Origin of the sequence: Ostreibacterium oceani (assembly GCF_009362845.1) — a bacterium.
Taxonomy (GTDB): domain Bacteria; phylum Pseudomonadota; class Gammaproteobacteria; order Cardiobacteriales; family Ostreibacteriaceae; genus Ostreibacterium; species Ostreibacterium oceani.
In genome coordinates this window covers 40,310-52,967 of sequence record NZ_WHNW01000005.1, presented here as the reverse complement: position 1 = coordinate 52,967, position 12,658 = coordinate 40,310, and the positions used below count along the sequence as shown (strand labels likewise).

Here is a 12,658-nt window from a genome sequence, read left to right as displayed (position 1 = left end):
GTTATTCTCCTGACTTGGTTTGATTTAATTCGATTTGCTTTAACAGCTGGGTTAATCGACTGTCCAGCGTATCGACTAACCCGCTGAGTGCTTGAAATTCCGCGCGGGGCACCACCCATGCTTTGTCTTGGGTTACGTATTCATGCAAAGATTGTGTTAACTGTGTCGCGCCTGCATCGACTAGCTGAGCGCCACTGGTAAACGCATGCAGACTTTTTTGTAATGCAGCTTTGTGGGTTTTAGCACCTTCGCCGCGTATTGAATCACGCATTGAATCTCGCATTGAATCACGCATAGCCTCAGGTATCAAATCAGGGATAAGGCCTGGAACTAACGTTGAAATCGTCTCAGGCAAACGGCGTGTAAAAAAATCACGCCAATCAACCGCTAACGCCGAAAAAACCGCTTGAAAACGCTGGGCGCTGCCAATTTTCCCCGTAATATAAACCTCAGAATCAGCCAAACCAACCTCGCCCGTCAGTAACGCAACCATCGCTGACAAACTGCCTGAAAACGCCACATCTGTTGCCTCAGCGCTGGTTCTCGTATCTGTTGTCATATCTGTTGCTGTGGCCGTATCTGTTAACATCGCGGTTGCCCGACCATTGACAAACCGTACCGCAATTGATGCAGGTAGCTCATCAATCGCCAACGTAATTGACAAGGATTCTAGCGGTGACAAATCTATAGCGCCATTGCGATGGCTAGGATTGCCATTGCGATGGCTAGGGTTGCCATTGCGATGGCTAGGGTTGCCATCGCGGGGATTGTCGTCGCAGGGATTACCGTCGCGGGAATTGCCGTCACTCGATTTTACACAGCACTCGCGCTGATGGCGGCTCAATGCGATATTGAGCAGACTCGCAAAACATTGAGAACCCACGATCGAATACGCCATCATCCGTTAAATTTTAATGCCTTGGTGAATAGCGACAATACCGCCCGTGAGGTTTTGGTACTTCGTCATCGAAAAGCCTGCTTGGTCAAACATGGCTTGCAATGTCGCTTGGTCAGGGTGCATTCGAATCGATTCGGCCAAATACCGATAACTGGCTTCGTCTTTGGCAATCCATTTACCCAGCTTAGGCAACACATTAAATGAATAAAAATCGTACAGGGTTTCGAGCGGTGCATGGCTGGGTTTAGAAAACTCTAGCACCAGACATTTCCCACCGGGTTTTAGTACCCGAAAAATCTCACGCAGGGCTTGATCTTTGTCGGTGACATTGCGCAGTCCAAAGGCCATCGTCACCAAATCAAACGTATTATCGGCAAACGGCAATTGCTCGGCGTTGGCTTCGACAAACTCAATGTTTTCGATTAACCCCTTATCAACCATGCGATCTCTACCCTTTGCAAGCATATTGGGATTAATATCCGATGCCACTAGACGACCTGTACCGGCTAATTTTTTGCCCATTTGAATCGCCAAATCACAAGTCCCCGAAGCCAAGTCCAATACCACCATATCCTGTCTAACATCGGCTAGCATCACACTAAAATGCTTCCAAAATCGGTGCACACCTAATGACATCACATCATTCATTACATCATAGTTACTCGCTACCGAGTCAAATACTGCGGACACTTTGGCGGCTTTTTCTTTTTTATCCACATATTCATAGCCAAAATGGGTTTTATCTGTCATGGTTTTTCTCCGTTACAAGCCGTTGGTTTGCATAAACTGCAAAATGTCTTGGTGATGCGTTGCATAATGAAGCAACCTCGCCCTGAGCGATGGCTCAGGTTGCATATAATCATTAATCATGATGGTCTGAGCGTTGGCGGCTAACGCCGCACTAACCCCAGGAATTGAGTCCTCAATCACCACGCAATTTTCAGGGGCATAACCTAAATAACGCATGGCTTTGTCATAGGGTTCTGGGTGGGGCTTGGGCTGCTTTACCGCTTCAATCGTGACGATATGTTTGAAAGTATCAAGCAACGTGGTATTCGTCCGACGAAAGTTATCCTCTAAATCCGCACGCTCAGCCGATGTCACAATCGCTACATCGCGGTTTGTGGCAGTAATCGATTGCAGTAGCTCGACAAAACCAGACTTAAATGGCATGCCGTTGTCATGTAATAAGGCATCACGAGCGCGCCCCCAATCTTGCCAAAACTGCTGTGTTTTTTCCAAATCATTGTCTAATAAGTTTTGTAAAATCAACTGGCATCCTGATTTTGACTTGCCCGCAAATTCTCTGACCATGGCGTCTGTCGCCATGAGTCCGTGCTCTTTAGCCACGATAAAAAAAGCATCGTAATAGACTTGCTCGGAGTCAAAAATAACCCCATCCATGTCAAAAATAACCGCAGAAACGTCATGCATCATTAGCTATTACCCCTTATTTCTTTACGTGACCATTTGATTTTGCTTTGTCTATTCATTGCTCCCCACTAGTTATTCTGTGCTGAATTTACGCTCAACTCACCCGACATTACGCCCAAACTCGCCCTCAAACTCGCCCCCAAAATCACCAATAAATCGCACTTCGGGTAGCAAATTTATTGTAAACGTTTTGGCAACGCTTTGCCTAATTTCTTGGGCCAAATCATAAATCGCTTTGCCCGTCGCCTGCCCAGTATTGACCAAAATCAGGGCATGTTTTTCATAAACACCCGCACCCGTTTCTTTAACCATGCCCTTAAAGCCTATCTGCTCGATTAACCACGCGGCAGGGATTTTGACGTTCGGTTCGCTATTATCAGTCCCAGAATTTTCTGGCATAGCGTGAGTGATTGGCTGCAAAAAGCCCGGTATTTGTGGGTAATTTGCCTGTAATAATCGATACTGCGCACCACTAATGACAGGATTTTTAAAAAAGCTACCTGCGTTTGGTGTACAGCGATAGTCAGGCAGTTTGGCTTGGCGGATGCTGACAATGGCAGACAATAATGCGTTTCCGTCTTGTGGTGGTTGCTCGGCAAACCATGCATTCACTTCACGATAAGTCAACACCGGTTCAAACGTTTTTTTTAGGGTAAAAGCAACGGCGGTAATCAGATAGCGGTCTGGTTGAGCTGTTTGCTTAAAAAGGCTATCACGATAGCCGAACTGACAGGCATCAGCAGACAGCTTAACCCATTTTTTCTCAACCCAGTCAAAAGCATCCACCCAGTCGATGAATTCACAGACCTCAACACCATAAGCCCCGATATTTTGCACTGGTGCCGCCCCCACGGTACCCGGAATTAATGCTAGATTTTCCAGCCCGTGATAACCAGCCGCCGCCATCTGACAAACAAAATGATGCCAATTTTCACCCGCACCAGCAAGCACCGTTACCGTTGATTCGTTATCATCGATAATCGTTACACCAGGTAGCTGATTAACAACCACGGTACCAGAATAATCTCCGACAAAAACGACATTCGACCCCTCACCTAAGACAACAAAAGGCGGTGATAGCTGTTCGACTAAGGCCGTCAATTGCTGGTGCGACGTTAAGTAAATAATGTTGTCTGCCTGAACCGGCGTTTGCATTGTGGTCAGTGAGCGCATATTAGTGGGTGCATGCCTTTGCGACGAGCGTGTTTTTTTGCGACGAACGTGTTTTTTGCGTCAGCGCACCGCGAACGGATGTATTGTAAAGTAGGGGAAATCAACTTATTTAATGTCATATTTCTGTAATTTATAGCGAAATGCGCGAAAGCTAATCCCCAGTTTTTCTGCCGCTTTGGTTTTATTGTAATCGGTTGCTTTTAATGCTGAAAGGATGGCTTTTTTCTCGATTGATTCAAGATAGGCATCTAAATCATTGGGCAACGCGTCAACATCGATGGTATGGGTATCATCGCGAGGGCTTTCTGTCGTTTGTAGATGAGTTTGCAGATGAGTTTGCATATTTGTTTTTACACTTGTTTGTGCGCCATTTTGCTGCCCTGCATTTTGTGCCTGTGGATGTTTTTGCGGATCAGTTTGTGAGGAAACCCGCGCTTGATTCGCCTGCTGCCCTTTAGTCTCTGGCACCACAGGTGAATCAGTATCCATTGCTGCGTTCAAATCAATACTCAGGCTATCTTCGCCTTCGATCATTTGGCTGGTTAAATGAATGTCTGCCTCGGTAATGGTTTGATGTTCGCAAAACGTGGCGGCGCGCTCAAGGATATTTTCTAACTCGCGCACATTACCCGGAAAATCATACGCCATTAGTTTGTCAATCGCACAATCCGATAAAACAATCGTATCACTCCCTAACGATTGGGTCATTTTTTTAATAATGAATTCAGCCAGCAGGGCAATATCGCCATTACGCCGTCTCAGCGGTGGAATACCTAGCGATATTACATTGAGTCGGTAGTATAAGTCTTCTCTAAATTCATGGGATTCCACCATTTTTTCGAGGTTTTTATGCGTTGCCGATAGAATTCGCACATCAATCGCTAGCTCGCGGTTGCCCCCTATCGGGCGTATGGCTTTTTCTTGGATTGCGCGTAGCAGTTTGACCTGCATCGATAAGGGCAAATCTGCCACTTCATCCAAAAATATCGTACCGCCATTGGCCGACACAAATAACCCAGGATAATCCTTATCTGCGCCAGTAAATGCACCTTTTTTATAGCCAAAAAATTCACTTTCGACCAAATTCTCAGGGATAGCACCGCAATTAACCGGGACAAATGGACCGTTGCGCCGCGCCGATTGCGCATGGATACTGCGCGCAACCAATTCCTTTCCTGTGCCGGATTCGCCATAGATAAACACAGGCGCTTGTGAACGCGCCAGTTTTTTAATCACCGCGTCCAATTTTTTCATAACAGCAGAGTCGCCGATAATATTAACCGCACTTGCGTGACGCGGCGACTGACCTGCATCGTTGGTGTTGGCGGCGATACCATCGTCGCTATTGTGTGCATCTTTTGTATCAACTAAGGTCATTGCCGATTTGGCCATCGAGCGCAGCTGGTCAAGGTCAAACGGCTTGTTCACAAAATCAAACGCACCGAGTTTTAATGCTTTGACCGCTAACTCAACATTACCATGCGCAGTAATCACACAGACTGGCAATTGCGGAAAATGGCGCTGAATATATTTGACTAAATCCAACCCATCCCCATCAGGCAATCGCATATCAGTGATACAAAAATCAATTTGTTCGTGTTTTTTCAGCAAACGAATGCCTTCTTTTAACGTCGGTGCTAACACCGCGTCAATGCCAATGCCCATAAAGGCCATTTCGATTACTTCACGAATGTCTTGTTCATCATCGACGATGAGTGCTGTTGCCGTTTTTTTGCTCATGGCTTCCTAACAATTTGGGTGCATTACATGCAGACTTAGTTTACTTACTAATCGCTTTATCTTAATCGCTTTATCTTAATCACGAATTTTAATCACGACGCTCAATCATAGCCATTATACGGCATTTTAGCCTGCTTTGGGCTTTGTGTTTTTAGAAAAAAACGTCTGCGTTACAATGCGAAAACGCGCACCAAAGGCATCATCACCTTCAAAAGGCATAAAGACAATATTCGCATTATTCGCGCTACAAAGCTCACGAACCAAATAAAGCCCCAAACCCGACCCGCTCGTGCCACCCGTGTAAAACGGCTCAAAGATATGCGGGATTTTTTCGGCAGGAATGCCTTTGCCATTATCAATCACATCAATATAGATATTTTTCCGTGACGGTGCCAATTGATACTGCAACGTAATAATTAGATTATCTACGCCAGCATATTTCAACGCATTTTGCGCCAAATTCCACAGCACTTGGTCAAACTGCCCCGCATCAAACATAAAATACAACGATAAATCTTTCTCACCCGTGACATAAATCTCAAATCGTCGTTCACTGTTGGCGAGTGAAAAATCCTGACAAAATTGTGTCAAGGTCTCATTAACCGACAATAATTCGCGGCGTGATTGGGTCTCTTTGAATAACCCCAAAATATCACTGATAATTTGATTGGTTCGTTTGACGTTTGTCACAATCATGTTGGTCAGCTTTTTTTGCTGTGGGTTTTCTGCCGTCTCACCCAGCAGTTGCGCTGCAGAACTAATTGAAGACAATGGATTACGAATTTCATGCGCAACACCTGCAGTCAAGCGGCCTAAGGATTGTAGTTTCGCCTCTTGGGCCTGTTGCAACGATTCATTGACGCTCTCTAGATTCATCATAACCACCGAACGCTGCTCGGCTTGGCCAAACCCCGAAAAGGACACCGATACCTCTTGTGCGCCTTCATTGTGTCGATACGGCATCGGGGCTTCGATACCACTACTCAGCCAATGCTGATAGCGCCTTGCTAAGTCAATTGATAAATCACGCAAGTGAATAATCGCCTGCGTGCTGCTGAGGTTCAACAACTCAATAGCGCGCTGATTAATGCTAATAATCTTCGCATCCGCGGTCAAGACCAGTACACCAGACTTTAAGTGTTCGATAATTGAACGGTTAAACGACAACACATGGCGTACTTGTTTATAACGAAACTGTGCTTTAACCTCGTTACGAAACGACCAACTCGCCAAACGATTCGCAACCACCGCCGTCACAAAAATCCCAACCACCATCGCCAGGATGGCTTGTAAATTTTCGCTGGGCAAAAACAGATGCGATTGTGTCTGCAAAATATCCCACCAGTTTTGTGCAGAAAATGGCCAATAAAACTGATTAATCACGCTTTTCATACTGCCAATGGCAATCGACAATGCCGCCAATGTCACGATAATTAACAAACGACCAAACGGCATCAACATCGCACTCAACAGCACACTCAAAAACAAAAAACCAATTTCCGCTTTGCTATCATTAATCACAATAAAATAACTCAGTAACGACAAATCGAAAATCGCCATTAAAAAGCTATACCGATTAATGCCATCAGGGTGTTGGCTACCGCGCAGCATCAACGCAAAAATAAAAATGATATAACACAATAAAACCACCGTAACGACGCTATCAAGGTGGCCATAAAAAAAGAAGACAATCAAGGCCAACAGCGCGACACCCATGCGCGTCCAAGCAATAGCACGAAAGAGGCGACGGCGCTGGATGACGGCTTCTTCTTCGATTAACTCATTGACGCGCCAAGGCTCCATCAACAAAGTGGGGAATTGCTCCATACCCTCGACTAATGGATCATCTTTTGAACGATTAAAAAACACGAAAATCTCCCCACAAAATTTGTGCCGCGGTGAGCGCACTGACGGCTGCTGTTTCAGTTCGTAAAATACGATGCCCTAATTGGCAAGCGACAAACCCACTTGCGCTGGCCATTGATACCTCGGCATCGGTTAACCCGCCCTCTGGACCAATCAATATACAGCAGGTTTTGGCCGCGCCCTCTGCTAACGAGGATAGCACGGCTTCGTTTGCCGTGGGATGCAATACCAACTTAATGCAGTCAGATAAGGGTGCTTGCTCGGCTGATGATTGCTCGGCTGATGATTGTGCGGTTAGCGCGGTTGTTGGTGGCGCGGTTATTGGTGGCGTAGCAAGCGCGGCCAGCACCGTTTGCAAGGGCATAACAGGATGTATCTCAGGTAACACAGCGCGTCCGCTTTGCTCACAGGCGCCGATAGCGACACCGTGCCAATGTTGGTTTTTTTTCGCCAAGCGGGTTTGGTCTAGCTTGACCACCGCTCTTGCCGTGAGGACGGGGTAAATTTCATTCACCCCCAACTCGACTGCTTTTTGCATGACATAATCCATGCGCTCGCCTTTTGATATACCTTGGATCAACACCGTATGCAATGGCGACTCGCGGGTGTTTTTCTCCACACGCACTGGCGTTATCTGTGCGTGACGTTTCCCCGTCAATTGTAGCTGACACGTATAATCGTAGCCATCGCCATTAAACGCCACAATAGTTGCCTCTGGCGCAATACGGTTGACCCGAAACAGATAATGATACGCGGCTTCGGATAACACGGCTGCATGATTCAAGGACAACTCACTGTCGATATAAAGCCGTTTCATGCGATCAATCCAAACCAAACAAACCGTCATTATACTGCAAAGCCCGTGCGCTGCCAATGAATCTTCGTAACGTGAATTTTACCTCATTTCGTTTCGTAGCATTGACCTTCACGGCATGACCTTGCCAGTAGCACACGTCCTACTCAAACAAGTCTATATTGCATCTATAACGCACCTATGCCTCGCCCCATGCCGCCTCGACCCATACCACTCATTGACTTTATACTGACGCTCAGTGTAAAATTGCCTGCTTAAAAATCGCCTAAGTAAATCCACGATTAGCAACCGTGATCAGCAAATAAACACTTGGCAAGACCACCAAATTTCATTCAACTGACTAAGCTTTCAACCCATGCGAACAGACACCATCATTACCAAAAAAGCCATCAAACACGTCTATCTGCGTCTTGATGCCGATGGCTGCCTGCAAGTCTCTGCACCCACCAACATGCCAGATGCCGAAATTGCCGCGATACTGCGGCAAAAAGCGCATTGGGTTGACGTCAAGCGACAACAGCTAACCCAGCAGCATCGACCGAATAAACCGCAGTACAACCACGGCGAGCAGGTGATGTTTTTGGGGCAACCTGTCTCACTGGATTTTCATGCAAAGCACACAACCCATTATTGCCAGCAAACCCAACAGCTATTCGTTCAATGCCCCAGCGTAGACAAAGCGACCAATACTACCCATAGACAAAACGCCCTACTTCGATTTTATCGCAAACAATTACAGGATATTATCGAACCGATGATTGCACACTACGAGCCCATAATGGGCGTGCGTGTAAACGAAGCACGGATTAAGCACATGAAAACCCGTTGGGGCACATGCAACATCGCCGCACAGCGTATTTGGATTAATTTGGCACTGATTGCCTACCCAATTCCCTGCATTGAACAAACGGTGGTGCATGAGATGACCCACTTGCTGGAACGTGGTCATAATGCCCGTTTTTACGGCTTAATGACGCGCTTTATGCCTGATTGGCGAGACGCGCGGCAGTATATGAAGACACAGCCTCACTTATTTGCCACTATTTGATGGCGCTGCAACGGGGCTACAACGGAGCTGTGGTGTGACTACTTACTTACCGACTCATCAGGCGCGGTAAGTGCATCCAATTGATAACGCATTTTCATGTTTTCTTTGCCGACAATACGGGTTAACGCTTGATAGCATTCAGGCGATAACGGCAAGCTAGTCGTTTTGGGCAGCTGCAATTTACCCATGACATGCGCTGTCTGAATCGCCAAAAACACCTGCGCACCTGCCGCTGATTGATGCGTTTTAATCGCCTCTAGCAATTCGGGCATTGCTGTCGTTGGGTCACATTGAATTTGAACATCGGTGACAAACTGCTCACGTAATTCCTCTAGCGCATAAACTGTCTCGCCATTCACGCGCCAAGCGCCTGCAAAGTCATCGTAAACCGCTTTGCCAACCACCACAATAATCGAATCGTCGGCTAATTTGTCACGGTTTTTATCGTAATTATCGGAAAAAAATCGAATCTCGGTTCGCGCACTGCGATCATCAATCGTCGCAAATGCCATTTTTCCGCGCTGACCTTGACGCACTCGAATGCCCGTTAGCAATCCTGCGAGAATAACGGGTTGCCCACGGGGTCTTTTATGCCCTGATTGGGGCGATGCTTCGTTTTCCATTCGCGATAGCCACTGCGCTAACGACTGCTGAGTGATTTCGCGGAGTTCACTGAGATATGATTCAATCGGATGCCCAGTCAAATAAAGCCCCAATGCGGATTTTTCATGGCTAAGTTTATCGTGCGCTGACCATTCATCGCATGGCTGTGTTTCAATAACAGGCGCAGGGGTTGCACTACCTGCGCCCGCAGTAGCAACAGAATCAAGCCCCATCATGCCAAACAAGTCGTTTTGTCCTGTTTTTTTGTTTTTTGCCGTTTGTTCTGCCAGTTTTAGATAGGCATCCAAATTTTTTAACAAAAATCGTCTATTCGCGGTTAATAAATCAAACACGCCCGCTTTAATTAACGCCTCTAACACGCGTTTATTCAGCTTGGCCAAGTCAATGGATAAAAAGAAATCCGTGACTGAGGCAAAAGCACCATGCGTTTGCCGTGTCTCTAGTATGGTTTTTAGCGCCGCTTCACCCGCGCCTTTGATTGCCCCTAGCCCATAGACAATTTCGTTTTGGGCATTGACCGTAAACTGATAAGCAGACTCATTAAGCGAAGGCGGTCTGAGCGTCAGCCCCATTTGTCGGCATTCCTCGATTAACGTAACAATTTTATCCGTATTATCCATGTCGGCAGACAAAACCGCCGCCATAAATGCCTGTGGATAATGGGTTTTTAGCCAAGCCGTCTGGTAGGCTAATAGTGCATACGCTGCCGAGTGCGACTTGTTAAACCCATAACCTGCGAATTTTTCCATCAAATCAAAAATGTATTTTGCTGTTGCTTGGTCATGTCCGTTTTTTACCGCACCATCAATAAACAACGCACCTTGTTTTGCCATTTCTTCGGGCTTTTTCTTACCCATCGCGCGGCGTAACATATCGGCCTCACCCAGCGTATAAGATGCCAATACTTGGGCAATTTGCATGACTTGCTCTTGGTATAAAATCACACCATAAGTCGGCGCCAAAATCGGCTTTAATTCTGCCAACGGATAGTTAGCATCCGCGCGGCCGTGTTTTACATTGATAAAGTCATCCACCATCCCTGACTGCAATGGCCCTGGTCTAAACAAGGCAACCAACGCAATAATGTCATCAAATCGATCGGGCTGTAGCCGCTTTAACAAATCTTTCATGCCCGATGATTCGAGCTGAAAAACCGCCGTGGTGTGACATGCCTTGAGCAAGGTATAGGTTTTGTCGTCATCTAGTGGGATTTTACTTATCTCAACGATTGATTCTCCCATTGATTGGCGCTTGTCATTAATATTTTTTAGTGCCCAATCAATGATAGTCAGCGTGCGTAGCCCTAAAAAGTCAAATTTAACCAACCCAGCGGCTTCAATGTCGTCTTTGTCATATTGCACAATGATACTTTTGCCATCAGGCTCACAATAAAGCGCAGAGAAATCTGTTAATTTTGACGGCGCAATGACCACACCACCCGCATGTTTGCCCACATTTCGCGCGAGCCCTTCTAGTGATAAGGCCAGCGTTAAGAGTGTTTGGACTTCTTCTTCGTCGTCATAGCGTTTTTTCAGCTCGGGTTCAACGTCGAGTGCTTTGGTCAGCGTCATGCCAATTTCAAATGGAATTAATTTGGCAATACTATCAACAAAGCCATAGCCATAACCCAAAACACGTCCGACATCACGGACAACCGCTTTGGCAGCCATTGTGCCATGCGTTGCAATCTGTGAGACTTTATCGCGACCGTATTTCTGCGCGACGTAGTCAATGACCAAATCACGCTTTTCCATGCAAAAATCAATATCAAAATCTGGCATAGACACCCGTTCAGGGTTTAAAAATCGCTCGAATAACAAATCATAAGCAAGCGGATCTAAATCCGTAATTTTGAGCGCATAAGCCACTAACGACCCTGCACCTGAGCCGCGACCAGGGCCTACTGGAATTTGGTTTTCTTTGGACCACTGGATAAAGTCTGCAACAATTAAAAAATAACCAGGAAAGCCCATTTGGTTAATCACATCTAATTCGAATGCGAGACGCTGGTCGTATGGACTTCGTTTAGCCGCAATGGTATCTGCATCAACAAATTGTTGCTGTAACCGCTCGGTTAACCCTTGTTGGGCCACTTTGACGAGGTAATCGGCTTCGCTAAGCCCCAATTCGTTTGCAAACGCGGGTAAATAGCTCTCACCTAAGGTTAGGGTTACGTTGCATTTTTGCGCAATACGGTGAGCGTTGGTGAGTAATTCTGGGTAATCTTCCCAAACCGCCGCCATTTCTGTTGACGACTTGAGGTATTGTTGCTCGCTGTAGGCTTTGACGCGATTGTCATCGTTGAGTATATCGCCTCGATTAATACACACCCGTGCCTCATGCGCATAAAAGTCTTTTTCAGCCAAGAAACAGGCATGATTTGTCGCCACGGCTGGAATACCTAGCTTGTCTGCTAGCGTCAAAGCTCGAGCCAGATAAGTCGACTCTTGAGGTTTGGCTAAGCGCTGGACTTCGATATAAAATTGATGCTCAAATAGCGTTTGATAATCGCGCGCCACCTGCTCTGCTTCTGCATAACGACCATCCAGCAAATGCTGGCCAAACAAGCCTTCATGCGCTGCCGATAGCGCAATCAGACCGGCTGCATGTTCGCGCAAAACCGATTCCTCAACCGCTATCACTTGGTTTGACTGGCTACTTAAATAGGCGGCAGAGATAATTTCACAAAGATGGGTGTAACCTTGGTTATTCTGGCATAGCAATACCAGTTTGTGTACCCCAACTTGACTACGCACATAAACTTCAGCCCCTAAAATGGGCTTTATACCAACCGCAAGCGCGCTTTTATAGAATTTTATCAAGCCATAGATATTATTAATATCTGTTAGCGCGATGCTATCATAGCCTGCGTCTTTCGCGTGTTTTGCTAATGACTTGATGCGTAGCATGCCATCTGATAATGAAAATTCAGAATGCACACGCAAATGCGCAAAAGGTACGGTTATTTCGTTATTCGCGTTATTCGCGTTATTCGTTGCGTTATTTAATTCACGTTGATTGTCTAGTGGATTCACTGCACTCATCATCACTTCACTCATAT

At 46.3% G+C, this 12,658-nt stretch carries 9 protein-coding genes; 1 reads left to right on the top strand and 8 read right to left on the bottom strand.

Annotation, left to right across the window (positions count from 1 at the left end):
• Position 1 precedes the first annotated feature (1 nt).
• From GCU85_RS05800 to GCU85_RS05770, 7 genes are all read right to left on the bottom strand, one after another.
• Complete coding sequence (locus GCU85_RS05800) at positions 2–901, bottom strand: hypothetical protein (RefSeq protein ID WP_152810244.1); 900 nt, start codon at positions 899–901, stop codon at positions 2–4.
• A gap of 3 nt (positions 902–904) precedes the next feature.
• A complete protein-coding gene (gene ubiE / locus GCU85_RS05795) occupies positions 905–1,648 on the bottom strand; it encodes a bifunctional demethylmenaquinone methyltransferase/2-methoxy-6-polyprenyl-1,4-benzoquinol methylase UbiE (RefSeq protein ID WP_152810243.1) in 744 nt (247 codons plus the stop codon).
• A 12-nt stretch (positions 1,649–1,660) separates the two neighbouring features.
• Positions 1,661–2,335 carry an HAD family hydrolase gene (locus tag GCU85_RS05790; RefSeq protein ID WP_152810242.1) on the bottom strand — a complete coding sequence of 225 codons (675 nt, stop codon included), beginning with the start codon at positions 2,333–2,335 and terminating at the stop codon, positions 1,661–1,663.
• Between the two features lie 96 nt (positions 2,336–2,431).
• Positions 2,432–3,505 carry a UDP-N-acetylmuramate dehydrogenase gene (gene murB / locus GCU85_RS05785; RefSeq protein ID WP_152810241.1) on the bottom strand — a complete coding sequence of 358 codons (1,074 nt, stop codon included), beginning with the start codon at positions 3,503–3,505 and terminating at the stop codon, positions 2,432–2,434.
• Positions 3,506–3,610: 105 nt separating this feature from the next.
• Positions 3,611–5,245, bottom strand: coding sequence for a sigma-54-dependent transcriptional regulator (locus GCU85_RS05780; protein ID WP_152810240.1), 1,635 nt, complete (start codon positions 5,243–5,245; stop codon positions 3,611–3,613).
• Positions 5,246–5,371: 126 nt separating this feature from the next.
• Entirely contained in the window at positions 5,372–7,114 is a 1,743-nt protein-coding gene (locus tag GCU85_RS10325) for a two-component system sensor histidine kinase NtrB (RefSeq protein ID WP_152810239.1), read from the bottom strand.
• The gene (locus GCU85_RS05770) at positions 7,104–7,958 is read right to left on the bottom strand and encodes a 16S rRNA (uracil(1498)-N(3))-methyltransferase (protein ID WP_152810238.1); all 855 of its coding nucleotides are present in this window, start codon (positions 7,956–7,958) and stop codon (positions 7,104–7,106) included. Before GCU85_RS05770 ends, GCU85_RS10325 begins: the two co-directional genes overlap by 11 nt.
• 322 nt (positions 7,959–8,280) lie before the next feature.
• On the opposite strand from GCU85_RS05770, the gene GCU85_RS05765 reads away from it, so the two are divergent.
• On the top strand, positions 8,281–8,973 hold the full coding sequence (locus GCU85_RS05765; RefSeq protein ID WP_152810237.1) for a M48 family metallopeptidase: 693 nt from the start codon (positions 8,281–8,283) through the stop codon (positions 8,971–8,973).
• A gap of 38 nt (positions 8,974–9,011) precedes the next feature.
• Here GCU85_RS05765 and dnaE read toward each other — a convergent pair whose 3' ends face one another.
• Entirely contained in the window at positions 9,012–12,656 is a 3,645-nt protein-coding gene (gene dnaE, locus GCU85_RS05760) for a DNA polymerase III subunit alpha (RefSeq protein WP_218110567.1), read from the bottom strand.
• Positions 12,657–12,658: the final 2 nt, after the last annotated feature.

What these genes read in the sequence shown, in the direction of transcription:
- dnaE (WP_218110567.1), bottom strand. Translation starts at nt 12,656, where the DNA reads ATGAGTGAAGTGATGATGAGTGCAGTGAATCCACTAGACAATCAACGT.
- GCU85_RS05780 (WP_152810240.1), bottom strand. Translation starts at nt 5,245, where the DNA reads ATGAGCAAAAAAACGGCAACAGCACTCATCGTCGATGATGAACAAGAC.
- murB (WP_152810241.1), bottom strand. Translation starts at nt 3,505, where the DNA reads ATGCGCTCACTGACCACAATGCAAACGCCGGTTCAGGCAGACAACATT.
- GCU85_RS05770 (WP_152810238.1), bottom strand. Translation starts at nt 7,958, where the DNA reads ATGACGGTTTGTTTGGTTTGGATTGATCGCATGAAACGGCTTTATATC.
- GCU85_RS05790 (WP_152810242.1), bottom strand. Translation starts at nt 2,335, where the DNA reads ATGATGCATGACGTTTCTGCGGTTATTTTTGACATGGATGGGGTTATT.
- GCU85_RS05765 (WP_152810237.1), top strand. Translation starts at nt 8,281, where the DNA reads ATGCGAACAGACACCATCATTACCAAAAAAGCCATCAAACACGTCTAT.
- GCU85_RS05800 (WP_152810244.1), bottom strand. Translation starts at nt 901, where the DNA reads ATGATGGCGTATTCGATCGTGGGTTCTCAATGTTTTGCGAGTCTGCTC.
- ubiE (WP_152810243.1), bottom strand. Translation starts at nt 1,648, where the DNA reads ATGACAGATAAAACCCATTTTGGCTATGAATATGTGGATAAAAAAGAA.